Origin of the sequence: Amycolatopsis sp. cmx-4-61 (assembly GCF_046548775.1) — a bacterium.
Lineage (GTDB): Bacteria > Actinomycetota > Actinomycetes > Mycobacteriales > Pseudonocardiaceae > Amycolatopsis.
Window position 1 is genome coordinate 1 of record NZ_JAEBEI010000014.1, and the last position, 19,480, is coordinate 19,480.

General features: G+C 71.3%; 24 protein-coding genes. 12 read left to right on the forward strand and 12 right to left on the reverse strand.

Translation table 11 applies throughout. The features are described 5' to 3' along the window. Positions 1 to 122: 122 nt before the first annotated feature. The 4 genes from ACLJOU_RS31625 to ACLJOU_RS31640 are packed head-to-tail and all read right to left on the reverse strand — an operon-like array spanning position 123 to position 3,425. Complete coding sequence (locus ACLJOU_RS31625) at positions 123 to 998, reverse strand: ABC transporter substrate-binding protein (protein ID WP_410572504.1); 876 nt, start codon at positions 996 to 998, stop codon at positions 123 to 125. Beyond that, positions 995 to 1,678: an ABC transporter permease gene (locus ACLJOU_RS31630; RefSeq protein ID WP_410572506.1), complete on the reverse strand. Its 684-nt coding sequence runs from the start codon at positions 1,676 to 1,678 to the stop codon at positions 995 to 997. The genes ACLJOU_RS31625 and ACLJOU_RS31630 overlap by 4 nt, the downstream gene beginning before the upstream one ends. Then, positions 1,675 to 2,343, reverse strand: coding sequence for an ABC transporter permease (locus ACLJOU_RS31635; protein ID WP_410572508.1), 669 nt, complete (start codon positions 2,341 to 2,343; stop codon positions 1,675 to 1,677). Before ACLJOU_RS31635 ends, ACLJOU_RS31630 begins: the two co-directional genes overlap by 4 nt. Next, on the reverse strand, positions 2,340 to 3,425 hold the full coding sequence (locus ACLJOU_RS31640) for an ABC transporter ATP-binding protein (protein ID WP_410572510.1): 1,086 nt from the start codon (positions 3,423 to 3,425) through the stop codon (positions 2,340 to 2,342). Before ACLJOU_RS31640 ends, ACLJOU_RS31635 begins: the two co-directional genes overlap by 4 nt. Positions 3,426 to 3,517: 92 nt before the next feature. Here ACLJOU_RS31640 and ACLJOU_RS31645 point away from each other — a divergent pair, with 92 nt between their 5' ends. Beyond that, complete coding sequence (locus ACLJOU_RS31645; protein WP_410572512.1) at positions 3,518 to 4,927, forward strand: bis-aminopropyl spermidine synthase family protein; 1,410 nt, start codon at positions 3,518 to 3,520, stop codon at positions 4,925 to 4,927. Between the two features lie 64 nt (positions 4,928 to 4,991). Here ACLJOU_RS31645 and ACLJOU_RS31650 read toward each other — a convergent pair whose 3' ends face one another. After that, positions 4,992 to 6,173, reverse strand: a complete 1,182-nt coding sequence (locus ACLJOU_RS31650) for an NADP-dependent malic enzyme (protein WP_410572514.1) — start codon at positions 6,171 to 6,173, stop codon at positions 4,992 to 4,994. A 358-nt stretch (positions 6,174 to 6,531) separates the two neighbouring features. Here ACLJOU_RS31650 and ACLJOU_RS31655 point away from each other — a divergent pair, with 358 nt between their 5' ends. From ACLJOU_RS31655 to ACLJOU_RS31670, 4 genes are all read left to right on the forward strand, one after another. Next, a complete protein-coding gene (locus ACLJOU_RS31655) occupies positions 6,532 to 7,137 on the forward strand; it encodes a dTDP-4-dehydrorhamnose 3,5-epimerase family protein (protein ID WP_410572516.1) in 606 nt (201 codons plus the stop codon). 59 nt (positions 7,138 to 7,196) lie between these two features. Next, the gene (locus tag ACLJOU_RS31660; protein WP_410572518.1) at positions 7,197 to 7,670 is read left to right on the forward strand and encodes an SRPBCC family protein; all 474 of its coding nucleotides are present in this window, start codon (positions 7,197 to 7,199) and stop codon (positions 7,668 to 7,670) included. Further along, complete coding sequence (locus tag ACLJOU_RS31665) at positions 7,667 to 8,101, forward strand: MarR family winged helix-turn-helix transcriptional regulator (RefSeq protein ID WP_410572520.1); 435 nt, start codon at positions 7,667 to 7,669, stop codon at positions 8,099 to 8,101. The genes ACLJOU_RS31660 and ACLJOU_RS31665 overlap by 4 nt, the downstream gene beginning before the upstream one ends. A gap of 69 nt (positions 8,102 to 8,170) precedes the next feature. Next, positions 8,171 to 8,821: a hypothetical protein gene (locus ACLJOU_RS31670; RefSeq protein WP_410572522.1), complete on the forward strand. Its 651-nt coding sequence runs from the start codon at positions 8,171 to 8,173 to the stop codon at positions 8,819 to 8,821. On the opposite strand, the gene ACLJOU_RS31675 is transcribed toward ACLJOU_RS31670, so the two are convergent. Then, positions 8,818 to 9,291: a hotdog fold domain-containing protein gene (locus tag ACLJOU_RS31675; protein ID WP_410572524.1), complete on the reverse strand. Its 474-nt coding sequence runs from the start codon at positions 9,289 to 9,291 to the stop codon at positions 8,818 to 8,820. The genes ACLJOU_RS31670 and ACLJOU_RS31675 overlap by 4 nt on opposite strands. An 82-nt stretch (positions 9,292 to 9,373) precedes the next feature. Between ACLJOU_RS31675 and ACLJOU_RS31680 the strand changes: the two genes are divergently transcribed. Further along, positions 9,374 to 9,961, forward strand: coding sequence for an acid phosphatase (locus tag ACLJOU_RS31680; RefSeq protein ID WP_410572526.1), 588 nt, complete (start codon positions 9,374 to 9,376; stop codon positions 9,959 to 9,961). A gap of 1 nt (position 9,962) precedes the next feature. Next, positions 9,963 to 10,445, forward strand: coding sequence for a GNAT family N-acetyltransferase (locus tag ACLJOU_RS31685; RefSeq protein ID WP_410572528.1), 483 nt, complete (start codon positions 9,963 to 9,965; stop codon positions 10,443 to 10,445). Here ACLJOU_RS31685 and ACLJOU_RS31690 read toward each other — a convergent pair. Continuing rightward, a complete protein-coding gene (locus tag ACLJOU_RS31690; protein WP_410572530.1) occupies positions 10,442 to 10,912 on the reverse strand; it encodes a hypothetical protein in 471 nt (156 codons plus the stop codon). The two genes, ACLJOU_RS31685 and ACLJOU_RS31690, sit on opposite strands and share 4 nt — an antisense overlap. Positions 10,913 to 11,223: 311 nt before the next feature. Between ACLJOU_RS31690 and ACLJOU_RS31695 the strand changes: the two genes are divergently transcribed. Together ACLJOU_RS31695 and ACLJOU_RS31700 are read left to right on the forward strand one after the other, a co-directional pair. Beyond that, positions 11,224 to 12,150, forward strand: coding sequence for a diacylglycerol/lipid kinase family protein (locus ACLJOU_RS31695; protein WP_410572532.1), 927 nt, complete (start codon positions 11,224 to 11,226; stop codon positions 12,148 to 12,150). Between the two features lie 274 nt (positions 12,151 to 12,424). Then, positions 12,425 to 12,679, forward strand: a complete 255-nt coding sequence (locus ACLJOU_RS31700; protein ID WP_003059797.1) for a WhiB family transcriptional regulator — start codon at positions 12,425 to 12,427, stop codon at positions 12,677 to 12,679. Between the two features lie 346 nt (positions 12,680 to 13,025). On the opposite strand, the gene ACLJOU_RS31705 is transcribed toward ACLJOU_RS31700, so the two are convergent. Further along, entirely contained in the window at positions 13,026 to 14,546 is a 1,521-nt protein-coding gene (locus ACLJOU_RS31705) for a sensor histidine kinase (RefSeq protein WP_410572534.1), read from the reverse strand. A 70-nt stretch (positions 14,547 to 14,616) separates the two neighbouring features. Between ACLJOU_RS31705 and ACLJOU_RS31710 the strand changes: the two genes are divergently transcribed. Then, positions 14,617 to 14,691 (forward strand): 50S ribosomal protein bL37, encoded by a 75-nt coding sequence (locus ACLJOU_RS31710; protein ID WP_098515123.1) that lies wholly within the window; start codon positions 14,617 to 14,619, stop codon positions 14,689 to 14,691. Between the two features lie 58 nt (positions 14,692 to 14,749). Here ACLJOU_RS31710 and rsrA read toward each other — a convergent pair whose 3' ends face one another. Then, the gene (gene rsrA, locus ACLJOU_RS31715) at positions 14,750 to 15,070 is read right to left on the reverse strand and encodes a mycothiol system anti-sigma-R factor (RefSeq protein ID WP_410572536.1); all 321 of its coding nucleotides are present in this window, start codon (positions 15,068 to 15,070) and stop codon (positions 14,750 to 14,752) included. After that, on the reverse strand, positions 15,067 to 15,690 hold the full coding sequence (locus ACLJOU_RS31720; protein ID WP_364275426.1) for a sigma-70 family RNA polymerase sigma factor: 624 nt from the start codon (positions 15,688 to 15,690) through the stop codon (positions 15,067 to 15,069). The genes rsrA and ACLJOU_RS31720 overlap by 4 nt, the downstream gene beginning before the upstream one ends. A 192-nt stretch (positions 15,691 to 15,882) precedes the next feature. On the opposite strand from ACLJOU_RS31720, the gene ybaK reads away from it, so the two are divergent. Then, positions 15,883 to 16,359 (forward strand): Cys-tRNA(Pro) deacylase, encoded by a 477-nt coding sequence (ybaK, locus tag ACLJOU_RS31725; RefSeq protein WP_410572539.1) that lies wholly within the window; start codon positions 15,883 to 15,885, stop codon positions 16,357 to 16,359. Between the two features lie 540 nt (positions 16,360 to 16,899). On the opposite strand, the gene ACLJOU_RS31730 is transcribed toward ybaK, so the two are convergent. Together ACLJOU_RS31730 and ACLJOU_RS31735 are read right to left on the reverse strand one after the other, a co-directional pair. Next, on the reverse strand, positions 16,900 to 17,508 hold the full coding sequence (locus ACLJOU_RS31730; protein WP_410572541.1) for an alpha/beta family hydrolase: 609 nt from the start codon (positions 17,506 to 17,508) through the stop codon (positions 16,900 to 16,902). Further along, positions 17,505 to 18,251 (reverse strand): SOS response-associated peptidase, encoded by a 747-nt coding sequence (locus ACLJOU_RS31735; RefSeq protein WP_410572543.1) that lies wholly within the window; start codon positions 18,249 to 18,251, stop codon positions 17,505 to 17,507. Before ACLJOU_RS31735 ends, ACLJOU_RS31730 begins: the two co-directional genes overlap by 4 nt. A gap of 105 nt (positions 18,252 to 18,356) precedes the next feature. Here ACLJOU_RS31735 and rsgA point away from each other — a divergent pair, with 105 nt between their 5' ends. Then, positions 18,357 to 19,379 (forward strand): ribosome small subunit-dependent GTPase A, encoded by a 1,023-nt coding sequence (rsgA, locus tag ACLJOU_RS31740; RefSeq protein WP_410572545.1) that lies wholly within the window; start codon positions 18,357 to 18,359, stop codon positions 19,377 to 19,379. Positions 19,380 to 19,480 lie beyond the last annotated feature (101 nt).

The window sequence follows — 19,480 nt, forward strand, 5'->3', positions numbered from 1 at the left end:
CCTACCGGTCCGGACCGGCAGCAAGTCTTCGATCAACGCCCACTGATCATCGGAGAGCAACTGAAACCGCGACACGACCAGCAGCATCCCAGCAGCCAGCCGGAACTTTTGTCAGACACGCCCTAGGCCCGCGCGAGGAACTCCTCCGCGATGTCCAGGGGGTTCCGCTTCTCCTCGGTGAACTCGACGTTGAGCCGCGTGAGTGCCGAAGTCGTCAGCGCCGCCGAGACGCGGTTCAGCGCGGCCACCTCGGCCGGGGAGAGCGTCCCCCGCGCGACCAGCGGCACGATGTTCTGGGCGGGGAACATGTTCTTGTCGTCGACCAGCGGCACGAACCCGTTCGCCGCGATCGTCGACGACGTGCTGAACAGGTCCGCCACCTGCACGTCCCCGGACTTCAGGGCGGCCACCGTCACCGGCCCGCCCGTGTCCGTCGTGCGGATTTCCTTGAACTCGCAGCCGTACAGCGTCTTGATCTTGTCCTTCCAGCGGCTGCTCCACTGGCCCGGGCCGCCGAACACCAGCTCGCGGCAGCGCTTCCCCAGGTCCGAGAACGTCTTCACCCCCGAGGACGCCAGCTGCGGGCCGACGACGAGCAGGTCCTTGTCCTCGGCCGGCGCCTGGTCCAGCACCTCGAACCCGGGCGGGATCTTCCGCTTCAGCTGCGCGTAGACGTCCGGGGACGTCGTCGCGGTCGTGTCCTTGTCGAAGTACCGCAACAGGTTCCCGCTGTAGTCGGGCACGACCGACAGCGATTTGTCCTGCAGCGCCTTGACGACGACCTCCCGGCTGCCGACCGGCGGCCGGACGGTCACGTTCGCCGCGCCGGCGTTCCGGAGCGCCCCGGCGTAGATCTGGGCCAGCAGCAGGCTTTCCCCGACGTCGGACGCGCCGATGATGATGTCGCCCGAAGCGCCACCCTCGCCGCCGCCCGCCAGCGGGTTCCCGCAGCCGGCGGCCAGCACCAGGACGGTGACCAACGAAACCAGCCGCTTCACGCCGTCACCTTCTTCACGGCCGCCGCGAGCCGGACACCCCGGGGTACCAGCGCCCGGTTCAGCAGGGCGAAGGCCACGTCCAGAACGATGGCGAGCAACGTGGTCAGCAGCGCACCCGCAATCACCTCGGAATAGTCCAAAATGGCCAGTCCGTCCAGCAGGAACCGGCCGAGGCCACCGAGTCCGACGTACGCGGCCACCGCGGCGGTCGCGACCAGCTGGAGGACGGCGTTGCGGATGCCGCCGAGCACGAGCGGCAGGGAGATCGGCACCTCCACCTGCCACAGCCGCTGCCAGCCGGTCATGCCGACCCCTTCGGCGGCGTCGACCACGCCGTGGTCGGTCGCCTGCAGCCCGGCGTAGGTGCCGGCCAGGATCGGCGGCACGGCCAGCACGACGAGCCCGATGATCGTCGAGGTGACGCTCTCGGTGAAGAGCAGGAACAGGAACGTGACGAGCCCCAGCGTCGGCAGCGCGCGGATGGCGTTGCCGGCGCTCACCAGCGCGACGCCACCGCGGCCGGTGTGGCCGACGAACAGACCCAGCGGAACCGCGATGACCAGCGCGATCACCAGAGACAACGCCGTATAGCCGAGGTGCTCCAGCAGCCGCTGCGGGATGCCGTCGGGCCCGGACCAGTGCGCCGGGTCGCCGAACCAGCGGAACAGATCGGTGATCACGACGCCCCCACCCGGGTCCACGGTGTCAGCAGGTTTCGCGCGCCCACCAGGACGAGGTCGACGACCAGCGCCAGCAGCAGCGTCAGCACGATGCCGACCACGATCGGCGAGAAGTACTCGCGCTGGAAGCCGTCGGTGAACAGCACCCCGAGGCCGCCGGTGCCGATCAGCGCGCCCACGCTGACCAGGCTGATGTTGCTGACCGACGCGACGCGCACGCCGGCCGCCAGCACCGGCACGGAAAGCGGCAGCTCGACGGCCAAGAAGCGCCGCACCGGCTTGTACCCGACCGCGGTCGCGGCGGCGATCACCGGCGGCGGCACCGCGTCGAGGGCGTCGAGCACCGGCCGCACCAGCAGCGCGGTGGTGTAGATGGTCAGCGCGACGACGACGTTGACGCTGTCCAGGATCTTCGTCCCGATCAGGCCGGGGATGACGACGAACAGCGCGAGCGACGGGATCGTGTACAGCAGGTTCGCCAGCACCATCAGCACCTGCCGCGCGGGCCGCCAGCGGTGGCCGAGCCAGCCCGCCGCGATCGCCAGCACGACGCCGAGCACGAGCGGGAGCAGCGCCAGGTACACGTGGTCGCCCAGGTCACCGAGGATCTGGCCGCGGTTGTTCGCGCTCCCGAGGTAGCGCCCGAGCTCGTCGAAGAAGCTCATGACGCCTGGGGCGCGCCTTCGATGACGTCCAGCACCTGGCGCGCGACCACGGCGCCCAGTACCCGGTGTTCATCGTCGACGACCACGCCGAGACTGGCGGGCGAGGACAGCGCCGCGTCCAGCGCGCCCCGGATCGGCGTCCCCCGCACCCAGAGCGAGCCACCGGCGACGAGGTCGTCTTCGCTCAGCTGTCCGTCCACAGTGGAGTCCGGCGGCAGCCAGCCGCGGGGTTGCTTGTCGGCGTTGACCGCGAGCCGCCAGCCGCCGCCCGGGGAGACGGCGGAGCCGATCTCGACCAGCTCGAGCTCCTTGACCTCGACGCCTTCGGCGGAGAGGAACGACAGGCCGCGGTAGCCGCGGTCCCGGCCGACGAACGAAGCCACGAAGTCGTCCACCGGGTGACGCAGGACGTCGGCGGGCGTGCCGTACTGGGCGAGCTTGCCGCCGACGCGCATCACCGCGACCTTGTCGCCGAGCCGGACGGCCTCGTCGATGTCGTGCGTGACGAACACGATCGTCTTACCCAGCTGCGACTGCAGCCGCAGCAGCTCGTTCTGGAGGTCCTCGCGCACGATCGGGTCGACCGCGGAGAACGGCTCGTCCATCAGCAGTACCGGCGAGTCCGCGGCGAGCGCGCGGGCGACGCCGACGCGCTGCTGCTGGCCGCCGGAGAGCTGGGCCGGGTACCGCTTGCCGAGCTCGACCGGCAGGCCGATGATCTCCAGCAGCTCGGCGGCCCGCTTGCGCGCCTTCGCCTTGTCCCAGCCGGAAAGCAGGGGCACGGTGGCGATGTTGTCCAGCACCGTCCGATGTGGAAAGAGCCCGGCGTGCTGGATGACGTAGCCGATGCCGCGGCGCAGCAGCGCCGGGTCGCCCTCGGCGACGTCCTTGCCGTCCAGCAGCACCTGCCCGGCGGTCGGCTCGACCATCCGGTTGATCATCCGCAGCGACGTCGTCTTGCCGCAGCCGGACGGGCCGACGAACACGGTGATCGTGCCGTCCTCGACCGTCAGGCTCAGCTTGTCGACGGCGACCGTCCCATCCGGATACTGCTTGGTCACGTCGCGGAATTCGATGGTCACTGCCACTCCCCATGTCCCGGTCCGTTCGACCGTAGCCGAGTCGGCGGCGGTTGGCACGGTGTTCCGGCAGGTGGCCACTACGCTGTGGAGCCGTGACCGCCCTCGACGACGTCCTCGCCGCGCACGGCGTCGGCGTCCGCCCGCTGTACCGCGTCCTGGACCTGCTGCGCACGGGCGACCACGATCTCGGTGAGCTGGTGCGGCTGTCGACGGCGCCGCGGCGGAGCGTCGAGGCCGTCCTCGCCGCCCTCGGCGACGACCTGGACCGCAGCGGCGACCGCCTGCGCATCGCCCCCGGCGTCGCGGCGTCGTACCTGCAGTACGGCGCGCCCCGCTACCCCGACCCGCTCGACGAGGCCGTCGCGACGCACGAACTGCTGCCGAAGGTCGCCGAGTGGGTGGCCGAGGTGCCGCCGCCGCTGGCCGCGCTCGACCACGTGCAGGCGACGCCGGAGACCGTGCTGCGCCGCGCGCTCTGGCTGGCCGCGCAGTACGACCTGACCTCGGCGCGGCTGCTGTTCCTCGGCGACCACGACCTGACGTCCCTGGCGGTGCGGGCGGTCTGCCCGTCGGCGGCGCTGACCGTCGTCGACCTCGACGAGCGCGTCCTCGCCCACCTCGACGACCGCAGCGGCCGCGAGATCCGGACCGCGCACGCGGACCTGCGCGTCGGCCTGCCGCCGGCGCTCGCGGGCCGGTTCGACCTCGTGTTCAGCGATCCGCCGTACACGCCCGAAGGCATGGGCCTGTTCGCGGCGCGCGGGGTGCAGGCGCTGCGGGAGCCGAGCGAGGGACGGCTGCTGCTGGCGTACGGCTACAGCCCGCGCCACCCGGCGCTGGGCGCGCAGGTGCAGCGGTCGCTGGCGACGCTCGGGCTGACGTTCGAGGCGATCCTGCCCGGTTTCCACCGGTACTTCGGGGCGCAGGCGATCGGCAGCGCGGCGGACCTGTACGTCTGCCAGCCGACGGCGAAGGCCAAGAAGATGCGCAGCGGCAAGGCGATCTACACGCACGGACCGCAGTCGGTGGAGGCGGCGGGGACGAAACCGGCCCTGCTGGAGCAGCTCAGGGAGATCGCGGCGGCCGGCGGCCTCGCGCCGGAGTCGCGGCCGGTCGACTGGTCGATCTCCGGCCCCGAGGGCGACGCGGTCGCGATGGACCTCTCGGCCGACCCCGGCCCGTGGCTGCTGCGGACGCTCTTGGGCACGAACGCCCGGCGCCTGGCGCTGCTCGTGCCGAATGCCCACCCGGACCTGGCGGACCAGGCTTCGCAAGAGGCGTTGGCGTCACTCGTCCGGGGGAAGTACGCACTGCGGTACCTGCGCAGCACCCCGGACAACCGGCACGCGGTGGTGGTCGCGGACGCGGTGGAGCACCAGGACGAGGTCCTCACCCGCGCCCACGCCCGCCTGGCGAACGTGGCCCTCGACGTCCCCGAAGACCTGGTGGACCTCCGCCTGGTCGACGTCCCCCGCCACCGCCTGGCCGAACTCCTGGCCTGAAAGCGCCCCAATGTGGCCTTCGGTGCGTCTGACGCACCGAAGGCCACATTGGGGCGCTTGAGACTCAGGCCGTGACGCCGTCGGCTTCCGCCGCCTTCGCCACCGCGGCCGCGACCTCCGGGGCCACCCGCGGGTCGAGCGGCGACGGGACGATCCGGTCCGGGCCCAGGTCGTCCATCGCCACCGAGACGATCGCCTCGGCCGCCGCCAGCTTCATGTTCTCGGTGATCGCCCGCGCGCCGGAGTCCAGCGCACCGCGGAAGACGCCCGGGAACGCCAGGACGTTGTTGATCTGGTTCGGGAAGTCGCTCCGCCCGGTGGCCACGATGGACGCGTACCGCGCGGCCACCGCCGGGTGCACTTCCGGGTCCGGGTTGGACAGTGCGAACACGATGCCGCCGCCCGCCATCCGCCCGAGCAGCGACTCGTCGATCGTCGCGCCCGACAGGCCGAGGAACACGTCGGCGCCTTCCAGCGCCTCCGCCAGGCCGCCCTTCAGGCCGGCCTTGTTCGTCGTCGCGGCCAGCCGTTCCTTGACCGGGTTCAGGCCCTCGCGGCCGGCGTGGATGATCCCGCGCGAGTCGAGCACCGTGACGTCGCCGATGCCGGCTTCCTGGAGGATCTTCGCGCAGGCCACGCCCGCCGCGCCGGCACCGGAGACGACCACGCGCTGGTCGGCGATCGCCCGGTCGAGCACCAGGTTCGCCCCGCGCAGCGCGGCCAGCGTCACGATCGCCGTGCCGTGCTGGTCGTCGTGCATGACCGGGCAGTCCAGCGCTTCCTTGAGCTTGTCCTCCAGCTCGAAGCACCGCGGAGCGGAGACGTCCTCGAGGTTGACGGCCCCGTACGACGGCCGCAGCCGCACCAGCGTCTCGACGATCTCGTCGACGTCGGTCGTGTCGAGCACCAGCGGGATCGAGTCGAGGCCGCCGAAGGTCTTGAAGAGCACCGACTTGCCCTCCATGACCGGCAGCGACGCGCTGGCCCCGATGTCACCGAGGCCGAGCACCGCCGTACCGTCGCTGACCACGACGACCAGCCGGTCCGCCCACGTGAAGCGCTTGGCCTTCGCGGCGTCCTCGGCGATCGCCCGGCTCACCTTCGCCACACCGGGGGTGTAGGCGATCGAAAGGTCACGCGGGCTGGAAATCGGGCGGGTGGCCGCCACCGAGAGCTTGCCGCCCTCGTGCCCGGTGAAGATCTCTTCGTCGGTGACCGGCGCGACGGTGCCGGTGGGGTCGGTCATGGGGTTTCCTGTCGTCGTTTCCGTCATTCCCCCAGTGGGAATGACGGAACTCGCGGATCGGACTTGGGTCACTGGAATTTCTCCTGGGCATGCGGCTGGGACCACGGTGGCAAGGGGAAACCGTGGGGGATCCCGGCACGGCAGCCCAGCGCGGTAGCGCCGGCCTGTCGGCGAGGCGTCACGACGGCCATCGGTGCCTTGGGTCTGGCGATGGCCGCGGACGCGGCGGTTCGTTCATTGTGACAGGTCCCCGGCCGCCGGGGACCCCTCGGTGCGGTTGATGTCACACCGGCCGCGATTTCCCGGCAATTCCCAAGACGTCCGTCCGGTTTTGTTGGGCGCCCGATAAGGTGACGCCATGCAATTCCGCCGGCTGAGCGTCCCGGACGCCTTCGAGTTCTCCCCCCGGGCGTTCCCCGACGACCGGGGCCTGTTCGTCGCCCCCTTCCAGGAGGACGTCTTCCACGCGGCGGTCGGCCACCCCCTGCGGCTCGGCCAGTCGAACCACAGCGTGTCCCGGCGCGGCGCGATCCGCGGCATCCACTTCGCCGACACCCCGCCCGGCCAGGCCAAGTACATCTACTGCCCGCGCGGGTCGCTGCTCGACGTCGTCGTCGACCTCCGGGTCGGGTCGCCGACCTTCGGGCAGTGGGACTCGGTCGTGCTGGACTCGCGGGAATTCCGCGCGATGTACCTCGCCGAGGGCCTCGGCCACGGTTTCGTCGCCCTCGAGGACGACACCGTGATGTCGTACTTCTGCTCCGAGCCGTACAACCCCGCGGGCGAGCACGGCATCACGCCGCTCGACCCCGTGCTGGACCTGCCCTGGCCCACCGACATCGAGCCGATCATGTCCGACAAGGACCGCGAAGCGCCCACCCTGGCCGAGGCCCGCGAGCAAGGCCTGCTCCCGGTGTACGCGGACTGCGTCGCCTACTACGACAAGCTGCGCTCGGCGAACTGATCCCACTCCGGCCGCCGGGCCGCTTGCGCTTTTAGTAAGCGCGCATATAGTCTGTCCGCATGGCACTTTACGAGTACGAGCACAGCGAGACGTCCACCGCACCCGCCGCCGCGATCTGGCCGCTCTGGGCCGACACCGCCCGCTGGCCGGAGTGGGACGAAGGCGTCCGGTCCGTCGTCATCGAAGGCCCGTTCACCGTGGGAACCAGCGGCACGATGACCATGGACGGCATGCCGCCGATCCCGTTCACCCTCACCGAGGTCAACGAGGGCCGGAGCTTCACCGACGAGACCGGGCTCCCGGACGCGCACCTGCGGTTCGAGCACGTGCTGACCGACATCGACGGCGGCACGCGGATCACCTACCGCGTCACCATCGACGGCCCGGAGGGGTTCGGGCCGCAGGTCACCTCGGACACCCCGGACGCGATGCGCGCGCTCGCCCGGCTCGCCGAAGCTGAGACATCCGGGGCTTCGCCCCGCGCCGGGGGCTCCACCACCCGGAACCCCCGGAGGGCAGGATCGCGGGTATGACCGCCCCGGAGTCCCGCCTGCCCGGCCCCGAGCGCAGCCCCGGCTTCCTGCTGTGGCGCGTGACACTGGCCTGGCAGCGGGCGATGCGGGCCGCACTGGCCCCGCACGACCTCACGCACGTCCAGTTCGTGCTGCTGACGACGACGTGGTGGCTCACCCGCGCGGGCGAGCCACCCACGCAGCGGCAGCTGGCCGACCAGGCGGGCACCGACACGATGATGACCAGCCAGGTCGTCCGCAAGCTGGCCGACCGCGGCCTGCTCGCGCGCACCGACGACCCGGCCGACGCCCGCGCGAAGCGCCTCGAAGTCACCCCGGCCGGCCTGGAACTGGTCGCGAAGGCGCTGAAGGACGTCGAGGCCGCGGACGCCGAGTTCTTCGCGGCGACCGACGACGGCTTCGTCGACGCGCTGGCCCGGCTCGGCCCGTGACGAATCCCGGGGCTCCCCTGGGGGCGATCCCGGATGCCCGGGCGTGCCCGCGCGAGCAGGCTCACGGCCATGAAATTCCTCGCACTGGGGGCGGCCGCGGTCGCACTGGCTCTGACACCGGGCACCGCATCCGCCGACGAGCTGCCGACATTCGACTTCACCGACTGCCCCGCGCCGCCCGCGAACGCCGACCCGGGTACCTGGCGCTGTGAAGCGTTCGTCTCCCAAGGGAAGCTGACCATCGGCGACCGGGTGATCCCGCTGGGGGAACTGCGGCTGACCTTCAGCGAGGGCCGGGTGGACGGCCGGTACGCGCAGGAGTTCGGCGCGCTGCGGCACGCGCCGGCGACCGTCCCGGGGCTCGCCGGGACGACGCTCCAGCTGCGCTACGGCGGCTACTCGGACTTCCAGGGCAACGACACCCGCCGCGGCGAGCTCGACGTCTACGCGGTGCTGCGGCACCCGTTGCTGCGCAAGGGATGCAGCATCGGCACGGCGGCCGCGCCGCTGCACACCGTCGTCCACGACGACCCGGCGCTGCCGCCGACCGTGCTCTCCAAGAACCCGCCGACCGTCCACTTCGGCGTCGTGGACCCCGCGCTCGCGCTCCCGGCCACGCACGGGTGCGGGCCACTCGGCAAGCTCGTGGACTCCCGGCTCGGCCTGCCGTCGCCGTCCGTGTTCCACCAGACGACGTACGTGCAGTACAAGCAGCTCTAACGCTTCTTCGGAGTCACCCAGACGGTGATGGCCCCGGTGACCACGGGCTCGCCGTGCGTGTCCGAAATGGTCACCGGGACTTCGAGGTCGAAGCCGTCGTCGCCGAATTCCGGCAGTTCGGGCAGCGCGGCCACCGCGCGCAGGCCCGTCCCGGCCTTCGCTACGTACTGGACGTTCATGCCCTTCGGCAGCCAGCGGTGTGTCGTGGGGACGGTGGCTTCGGCAAGCATGCCCATCGCGATTTCCGCGAGGTTGCAGGCGGCGATCGCGTGGAACGTGCCGATGTGGTTGTGGACACCCCACCACTTCGGCGCGGTCACCTCGCAGTGACCCGGACGCAGCTCGCGCACCGCGGGCAGCACCGTGCGGAAGTACGGCACCCGGAGGCACATCGCGGCGCTGAACAGCGGTTTCCCGCCCGGCTTCCCGGCCAGCTTCTGCCACAGCGCGAAGGTCGGCGTCACGGACATGGGTTCTCCTCGAGCTAAGCTACCGTTCAGTAGCTAAGCAGACGGCCAGCCGCCGCGCAAACCGCCGGATATATTCGGGCCCGTGACCAACCGTCTCTTCCTCCTCCGGCACGGGCAGACCGAATGGTCGCTGAACGGGCGGCACACCGGCCGCACGGACATCCCGCTGACGCCGGCGGGCGAAGGCCAGGCCCGCGCCGCGGGCGGCACCCTCCGCAGCCTGGTGGGCGGCCCGTCGCTGGTGCTCTCGAGCCCGCGCGCCCGGGCGCTGCGCACGGCCGCGCTGGCCGGGCTGCGCGTCGACGAAGTCACCGAGGACCTCGCCGAGTGGGACTACGGCGACTACGAAGGCGTCACCACGCCGAAGATCCGCGAGACCGTGCCGGGCTGGACGGTCTGGACCCACCCGAGCCCCGGCGGCGAAAGCGCCGCGGACGTCTCCGCCCGCGCGGACCGCGTGCTGGACCGGGCCCGCCGCGACATCGAAACGGGTGACGTGATCCTGGTCGGCCACGGCCACTTCAGCCGGGTGCTGGTGGCCCGCTGGCTCGGCCTGCCCGCCACCGCCGGCGTCCACTTCGGACTGGACGCGGCGGGCATCGCGGTGCTCGGCGACGAGCGCGGCGAACCCCAGATCGAACACCTCAACCTGCTGCCCGCGGAGGACTGACGTGCCCGACGACCGCATCCGCCGCATCCGCCCCGAAGACGTCGAGGCGGCCGTCGGCCTGGTCTACGACCTGGCCGAGTACGAGCGCGCGCCGGACGAATGCCACCTGACCCCGGAGCAGCTGCACGAGGCACTGTTCGGCGAGGCGCCGAAGCTGTTCGGGCACGTGGCCGAAGTGGACGGCGAGATCGTCGGCTTCGCGGTCTGGTTCCTGAACTTCTCGACCTGGCGCGGGGTGCACGGCATCTACCTGGAGGACCTGTACGTGCGGGCCTCCCACCGCGGCTCCGGCCTGGGCAAGGCCCTCCTGGCGGCCCTGGCGGCCGAGTGCGTCGCGAACGGCTACGCCCGGCTCGAGTGGTCGGTCCTGGACTGGAACCCGGCCACGGAGTTCTACAAGGCCCTGGGCGCGGAGCCGATGGACGAGTGGACGGTCAACCGCCTGACGGACGAGCCCCTGAAGGCCCTGGCCGCCCAGGCCTAGCCTTCTTCGTGGCCTTCGCGCTCGGCGCGGCGGCCCGCCAGGCCGCCGCGTTCGGCGGCCTCCGTCTCCGTCTCGCCTTCGCGCAGGTCCAGCGCCCAGGCCCGGGACGGCCGCCGGAACAGCAGCACCAGCGCCGCGACGCCCAGCAGCGCGACCGGCACACCCCACCCCGGCTCGCCGGACGGGCCCAGCAGGTACCAGCCGAGGCCGATCACGATCAGCGCGATCACCACGCCGGGCGAGCGCGCCCACGTCCGGCCCAGCACCAGCCCGGCCGACGCGGCCAGGAACGCCAGCGCCACCACGATGAACGTGCCCGCCTCGACGAAGATGTTGTTGCCCGGCTGCGCGGGCGCACCCAGCCCGTTCACCAGCACGATCACCCCGAACACCAGCAGGGCGAGCGACGGCACCGCGGTGACCACGCCGGCCAGCCGGACCTCACGGGGAGCGGGCGAGAGCTTCACTGCGGCGGCCTTCCGGGGTCCTTTGCGGGAGCACAGTGGACTCCACCTGGGCGAGTCACCGTGCGTGAGCTCTTTCGATCGTATGCCACCCGGTCGGCCGTTTTCCCCGGGCCGCCCGCGCGTCGAAAATCGGGATGTCGTCGATGAGCGGGCGGTCGGCCCGGGTGCACTTGTCACGACGAGCGGACACTCGCGCACGAAGGAGGACCGCCCGGCACAGGGTCTCGAAGGTGCTGTTCCCCGGGGTTGCGCCCGTCACCATGCGGCGCCGGAAGGTTCTCGGGCCGCCGGAAGTCACTTACCCTGCGGTAATGCGCGCAATCCTCGTCGTGAACCCCCAGGCCACCTCGACCACCGCGGGTGGCCGGGACGTGCTGGCGCACGCGCTCGCCAGCCAGGTCAAGCTGGACGTGGTCGAGACGGACTACCGCGGCCACGCGATGGCCGTCGCGCGCTCGGCCGCGCGGGACGGCATCGACCTGGTCGTGGCGCACGGCGGCGACGGCACGGTCAACGAGGTCGTCAACGGCCTGCTGGCCGACGCCGACGGCGACCCCGCCCGAATCAGCCACGTTCCTTCCCTCGGCGTCGTGCCCGGCGGCTCGGCCAACGTCTTCGCGCGGGCCCTCGGCATCTCCGCCGACTCCTTCGAGGCCACCCACCAGCTGCTCAACGCGCTGGAGAACGACCGCTCGCGCCGCGTCGGGCTCGGACTGGCCGACGGGCACTGGTTCACCTTCAACTCCGGCCTCGGCTGGGACGCCGACGTCGTCGGCCGGGTCGCCAAGCGCCGCGGCAAGCAGACGACCGCCGGCTTGTACATGCGGGCCGCCGTCCGCTCCTACTTCCGGCCCCCGCTGGGCCGGCCGGCCCTGACGATCCGCATTCCCGGCCAGGACCCGGTCGAGGCGTTGACCGCTTTCGTGTCGAACACCGATCCGTGGAGCTACCTGGGCGAGCGGGCGATCCACCTCAACCCGGGTTGCTCGTTCGAGACGGGATTGGGTTTGTTCGCGTTGAACGGTCTGGGGTTGCCTACCGTGTTCAAGCATGTACGCCAAGCTTTGGCTACGAAGAGCAACCAGCGAGGCCGACGTCTCGTGCGTCACGATGACCTGCCGATGATCCGCATCGACGCAGCTGAACCGGTAAACTTCCAGGTGGACGGCGACCTCGTCGGCCAGCGGACCCGAGTCGAATTCGTCAGCGTCCCGAACGCACTCACCGTAATCGCGTGACGCCGGGACCGCTGATCGCCTGCGGCAAAGTGCCAGGTGCCGTTCGTCGACGGAGAAGCTCCACTCAGCGCATCGGGCTTCCCAGCCGGCGGCTGTTTCGGAGAGAAACCGCAGGTCAGAGGCGTCGCTCGGCCGGGTGACCTGACTCACCGATCTTCCGGAAACCCTTGTCGAAAGCGGTGCTTCGTGAAAGCATTCACAAGCACCCAAGAACACGACCGCCATTGACGACTGTGGCGCGGCCCTCCCGCGCCATATGAAGGAGCTCACGAACATGGACTGGCGCCACGACGCGGCCTGCCGAGACGAGGACCCCGAGCTGTTCTTCCCGGTGGGAACCAGCGGTCCGGCTCTGTCGCAGGTTACGCAGGCGAAGGCCGTGTGCCACCGCTGCACCGTCGCTTCCGACTGCCTGGCCTGGGCTCTGGCCAGCGGCCAGGACGCGGGCGTGTGGGGCGGCATGAGCGAGGACGAGCGACGCGCGCTCAAGCGCCGCCGTACGCACATCGGCACGCGTACCAACGCCTAAGTTTCTCGAGATCCACCCAGGCCGAGCAGGAATTTCACCCGGCGGGCATTTGTCGTGCCCACGCCGTCTGGGGTGATACCTACCCGGTCTGAGCTTAACAACCGAGGCGAAACCACCCGGCAATGGGTGCGCTGAAACCTCACGGGGACTTCAAGTCCTCCCGCGAAACGTTGAACGGCCCGGCACCACGCACCTGGTGCCGGGCCTTCACCGTGTCGCCCCTCCAATCACGCGTGTCGTCCCTCCAATCACGCGTGTCGCCCCTCCAATCACGCGAGATGCCCCCTCGCGCACGCCAACGACCCTTCGGGTACGCCGGACGTCCGCCGAGGTACGGCCGCGCGGGTCAGAGCCGGCGGGACAGCGGGATGCGCAGCGCGGCTTCCGTTCCCGACGCGCGGGTCGCGGACGTCTCCGCCCGCACCTTCCGCAGCGACAGCGAGCCCCGCAGCTCGGACTCCACCAGCGTCCGCACGATCTGCAGCCCCAGGCCGTCCGACCGCTCCAGCGAGAAGCCCGACGGCAGGCCGCGCCCGTTGTCGCGGATCACGACGTCCAGCCACCGGGCCGAACGCTCCACGACCAGCTCGACCTTTCCCGACCGGCCGGCCGGGAAAGCGTGCTCGATCGCGTTCTGCACCAGCTCGGCCAGCACCATCACCAGCGGCGTCGCGATTTCCGCGACGACCACCCCGAACGAGCCCTTCCGCGACAGCCCGACCTGCGACTCCGCCGTGGCGACCTCGCCGACCATCGGCAGCACGTTGTCGAGCAGCTTGTCGAGGTCGACGCGCTCGTCCACCGAAATCGACAGCGCTTCGTGCACCAGCGCGATCGACGTCACCCGGCGCACGGACTCCGCCAGGGCGAGCCGCGCCTCCTCCGACGTCGTCCGCCGCGACTGCAGCCGCAGCAGGGCAGCCACCGTCTGCAGGTTGTTCTTCACCCGGTGGTGGATTTCCCGGATCGTCGCGTCCTTCGACAGCAACGCCCGGTCCCGCCGCTTCACCTCGGTGACGTCGCGGACCAGCACCAGCGCGCCCGCGGCCTGACCGGCCGGCCGGAGCGGCAACGCGCGGAACAGCACCACGGCGCCGCGCCGAGAATCGGCCTCCGTGCGGCTCGACGGCTTCCCGTCGAGGGCCTCGATGATCCGGTGCGACACCTCGGTCGCGTCGAACGGGTCGCGGATCAGCGACCGGGTCAGCGGCGCCAGCCGCGTCCCGACCAGGTCGGACTCGTGCCCCATCCGGTGGTAGGCGGACAGGCCGTTCGGGCTGGCGAACACGACCGTGCCGCTCGAGTCGAGCCGGATCAGCCCGTCCCCGACCCGCGGGGACGTGTGCGTGTCGGTCGCGTTGCTGCCGCTCGGCGGGAACGTGCCGTCCACGATCATCTGGCACAGGTCGCCCGCGCTGCCCAGGTACGCGATCTCCAACGGCGACGGCACCCGCGGCGCGGCCAGGTTCGTCTCGCGGCTCATCACGGCGATGACCTCGTCGTGGAACCGCACCGGGATGGCCTCGCGGCGCATCGGCAGGTCGCGGTACCAGTGCGGGTCCTCCTCGCGGCAGATCCGCACCTCGCGCATGGCCTTCGCCAGCTGCGGGTGCTCCTCCACCGTGAACCGCGTGCCGACGACGTCCTCGGGGTGCGCGGTGGGCGCCGTCGTCGGGCGCGCGTGCGCGACGCAGACGAAGTCGCCGCCGTCCGGCTGCAGTTCCTCGGTCACCGGGACCCAGAGCAGGAAGTCGGCGAAGGACAGGTCGGCCAGCAGCTGCCATTCGGCGACGACGGTCTGCAGGTGGTCCGCGGCCTCACCGGGCAGACCGGTGTTGTCGGCGAGCAGTTCGGCGAGGGTGGACACGTACCCCATCCAACCAGAACGGACCGTCATGACACACTTGACCAGGAACCTTTGACGACGAGGAGTGAACATGTCGAAGCGCGCCCGCAAGCGTCGCGACCGGAAGAAGAACGGCGCGAACCACGGCAAGAAGCCCAACGCCTGAGCGTTCGGCATGACGAAGGCCCCCACACCGCGGTGAGGGGGCCTTCGTAGTGCTCGGGCTATTCGGAGCGCTGCTCGAGGGTGATTTCGGTGCGTTCCACCGTGACGCCGCCGCGCGTGGCGACGGTCTGGCGGATCGACGCGCGCAGCCGGCTCTTCAGCTCGGCCGGGGCGTGGTCACCGCCGCACTTGCGGGCCAGCAGCCGCTTGATGTGCTCGTCGATGCCGTACTCCTCGAGGCACGGCGGGCAGTCCTCGATGTGGGCGCGCAACGCGGCGTCACGCTCGGGGCTGCACTCGCGGTCGAGCAGCAGGTAGATGTCGGCCAGCGCCTCTTCGCAGCGGACCTTGTCCGACGCGCCCTCGCACATGTCGTTCATCGCCCCGCCACCTCTTCCTGGGCGCCCCGGATGAAGCCGCGCTCCCGCGCCACGTCGGCGAGCAGGTCGCGCAGCTGGGCGCGGCCGCGGTGCAGACGGGACATCACGGTGCCGATGGGCGTGTCCATGATCTCGGCGATCTCCTTGTAGGCGAAGCCCTCGACGTCGGCCAGGTAGACGGCCAGCCGGAACTCCTCGGGCAGCTTCTGCAGGGCGGCCTTGACGTCGGTGTCGGGCAGGTTGTCCATCGCCTCGACCTCGGCCGACCGCAGCCCGCTGGAGGTGTGGCTCTCCGCCTTGGCGATCTGCCAGTCGGTGATCTCCTCGGTGGGCGCCTGCACCGGCTGCCGCTGGCGCTTGCGGTAGCCGTTGATGTAGGTGTTGGTCAGGATGCGGTACATCCAGGCCTTGAGGTTCGTGCCGGCCTTGAAGGACGCGAAGGCGGCGTACGCCTTGAGGTAGGTCTCCTGGACCAGGTCCTCGGCATCGGCGGGATTGCGGGTCATCCGCATCGCGGCCGAGTACAGCTGGTCGAGCAGCGGCATCGCGTCCCGCTCGAAGCGCTCGGCGCGCTCGGCCTCGGTCGCTTCTTCCGGCGCTGAGTTCTGCGTGCTCGGCAAACCGTTCCCTTCCCGCTCGGCGTCGATGCGCGTGCGCGCATACGGCGGACCCGAGTTTACGCGGGGACCGGGCACGCCGCGGTTCGCCGGTGCCTCGGGACGGCGGCGGCTGCGTGAGCGTGTGGTGGCGAGCGTTGTTGTCACTTCCCGTACAACCGAATGGGGGCATCGGGCATTCCCTAGACTTCCGCCATGGCTGGCAAAGGCACCCCGGCGACGGCGTTGCTGGTGAAGCAGAAGGTGGCGCACGAACTGCACGCGTACGACCACGACCCGCGCGCGGAGTCGTACGGCCTGGAGGCGGTGGAGGCACTGGGCCTGGACCGGGCGCGCGTGTTCAAGACGCTGGTGGCGGAGGTGGACGGCCGCCTGGTGGTCGGGGTGGTCCCGGTCACGGGCCAGCTGGACCTCAAGGCCCTGGCGGCCGCGGCGGGCGGCAAGAAGGCGAAGATGGCCGACCCGGCGGCCGCCCAGCGGGCGACGGGGTACGTGCTGGGCGGGATCTCCCCACTGGGCCACCGCAGCCGGCTGCCGGTGGTGATCGACGCCTCGGCGGAGGGGTTCGAGACGGTGTTCTGCTCGGCCGGACGGCGCGGGCTGGAGGTGGAGCTGGCCCCGGGTGAGCTGATCCGGCTGACCGGAGCTGTGGTGGCGGGGATCGCGGCCTGAGCTGTTTCAGAGCCGCGGGCCGATCGCCAGTCACATGGAGTCGGCTACTTGATGGCCCGGATCACGACTCGGTACTCCCGCGCGACGGCACGTACGCGGCCCAGGGCTCCGCAGGGAGTCCCGTTGTGGCGTTTCCGCACCAGCGCCGCACCGGGGCCGACCGAGATGAGCGGCCGGGCGAGCGGCTCCGCAAGGAGCCCCCACCGCGGCGTTTCGGTAAACCGGCACCTCATCGAGTGCGACCGGCACGCTGACGCCCGACCGGCGCCCCACCCAGACCTCCCCCGCCACCCCGATACGAAGCCGGAAACACGGACGGTGGTGCCGGGTCAAGGCACGCTTTCCCGCCTTGACCCGGCACCACCGTCCGTAGTCACAATCAGGCTTCGGGGTGGAGGGACTTTCAAAGGGCCACACAGCGCCCAAACACGCAGCCCCGCCCTGTCCCGGGGGGCGTCCCCTGGTCCAGTCTATCGGCGGTAGGGGTGCAAGAAAGGGCCTCGCGCAAATCTGTGGACAGCCGACCCCATTGTGGACAACTCAGGCCAGCGGCCGCAGCACCCGTGACAGCCACTCCGTCGCCGCCCGGGACACCGACTCCAGGTCCGCCGACAGGTTGTGGTCGCCGTCGACCACCACCACCTCGTGGTGCGGTCCCGCCGTAGGTCGCCCGAACGGGTCACGCGAGCCCTGGATCGCCAGCACCGGCACCTCCACCGCGTCGAACTCAGGCTGGCGCGTCTTCTCCGGCTTGCCCGGTGGGTGCTCCGGGAACGCCAGGCAGAGCACCGCCACCGCCTGCCCGGCCGCCGCCGTCCGGCAGGCCACCCGGGCGCCCGATGAGCGGCCGCCGAAGACGAACGGCAGGCCGTCGAACCGCGCCGACAGCTCGTCCGCCACCGTCAGCCACGCCGTGTCCAGCTGGTTCGCCGGGGCCGGGGCGCGGCGGCCCGCCACCCGGTACGGCTGTTCCACCAGTGCCACGTGCACGCCCGCCGCCCGCGCCGCGCGCGTCACCTCCACCAGGTCCTTCGCCCCGAGGCCGCCGCCCGCGCCGTGGCCGAGCATGAGCACCGCCGCGCCCTCCTCCGCGCAGTGCAGGTACACCCGCGCGGGGCCGTAGGCGGTGTCGATCTCGAGCGCGGTCATGAGAAGAGGGTGCCCTCGTGCGCCGGGTCGACGCGCTCCAGCAGCTCGGGCCCGTTGTTGCGGACGTTGTTGACCCGGGTCGAGATCGGCCGCAGCTCCAGCGACGCCACGATGTCCTCCGGCGTCGGCACCAGCAGGTCGGTGACGTCTTCGCGGTCCGGGTCGAGCCAGCCGTCCCAGTGCGAGCGGGGCACGATCAGCGGCATCCGGTGGTGGACGTCGGTGAGCTGCCCGGACGCGTCGGTCGTGATGATCGAGAACGTGATCAGCGGCGACGCCTTGTCGTCGTCCTTCGGCCGCCAGCTCTCCCAGATCCCGCCGAACGCGATCGACGAACCGTCGGGCGGGGTCATGTAGAACGGTTCCTTCTCCTTGCCGGTGCGGCGCCACTCGAACCAGCCGTCGGCGGGCACCAGGCAGCGGCGCGACACGAGCGCGCGGCGGAAGGCGGGCTTCTCGGCGGCCGTCTCGGCGCGCGTGTTGATCATCCGCGAGCCGACCGACGGGTCCTTCGCCCAGAACGGCACCAGGCCCCACTTCATCATCCGCAGCGAGCGCTCGGCGGGCTCGTCCTCGAGGACCTGGCCGTCTTCGTCACGCGGGTGCCGCTGCACGACCGTGACCACGTTCTTCGTCGGCGCCACGTTGTGGTCGGCGCGCGCGTGGCCCTCGGTGAGGTCGATCGCGTCGAACTCCTCGATCAGCTTCGCCGGGTCCTTCGTGGCGGCGTAGCGGCCGCACATGCCAACCTCCTCGTGCCGGGGACGTCATCGTTACACGCAGGCCAGGGCCCTGGCGAGCGGCGTGGGATCATTCGGGTGGGCACCGGCGCACGAGAGGACGAGGGTTTGGCGCGCAACGACTGGAGCAAGCTGGACGAGTCCGACGTCCGCGTGCGTCCGGGCAAGGGCACCCGGCCCCGCAGCAAGCGCCGTCCCGAGCACGCCGACGCCGTCACCGCCATGGTCATCGGCAAGGACCGCGGCCGCTGGACCTGCGCCATCGACGCCGACCCCGATCGGGTGATCACCGCCATGCGGGCCCGCGAAATGGGCCGGACGCCGGTGGTGGTCGGCGATCTCGTCGCCGTGGTCGGCGACGTGTCGGGCAAGCCGGACACCCTCGCCCGGATCGTCCGGGTCGACGACCGCACCAGCTCCCTGCTGCGCACGGCCGACGACACCGACCCGTACGAACGCCTGGTCGTGGCCAACGCCGAACGCCTGCTGATCGTCACCGCGCTGGCCGACCCGCCGCCGCGCACCGGCTTCATCGACCGCTGCCTGGTCGCCTGCTACGCCGGCGGCGTCGAGCCGGTCCTGTGCCTCACGAAGGCCGACCTGGCCAGCCCGGACGAGCTCCTGGCGGGTTACGCGGGCCTCGACATCCCGGTGATCGTCAGCCGCTACGACGAACAGCCCGAAGGCCTCGACGAGCTGCTCAAGGACCGCGTGACGGCGCTGGTCGGCCACTCCGGGGTCGGCAAGTCGACATTGGTCAACCGGCTGGTCCCGGACGCCGCGCTCGCCACCGGGGTCGTGAGCGCGGTCGGCAAGGGCCGCCACACGTCCGTCGCGGCGGTCGCGCTGCCGCTGCCGGGCGGCGGCTGGGTGATCGACACGCCCGGCGTGCGCTCGTTCGGGCTGGCCCACGTCACCGCGGACAACATCGTCGACGCCTTCGAGGAGTTCGCCGCGGCCGCCGAAGAGTGCCCGTCGGGCTGCGGGCACCTGGGCGCACCCGAGGACCCGGACTGCGCGCTCGACGACGTCGTCACCGAAGGCCGGGCGAGCGCCGAACGACTCGCGTCCCTCCGGCGCCTGCTCGCCTCTCGTGGCGGCCACGAAGTGACCCGCGTCACAGAGTCGTAGGACAACCGGGAACCGATCCCGGTTCGTCACCGTCACATCGGTAACCAATCACCCGATCAGGCGATATGCCGAGCGGAAGATCCGACTCCGAGGGGAACTCA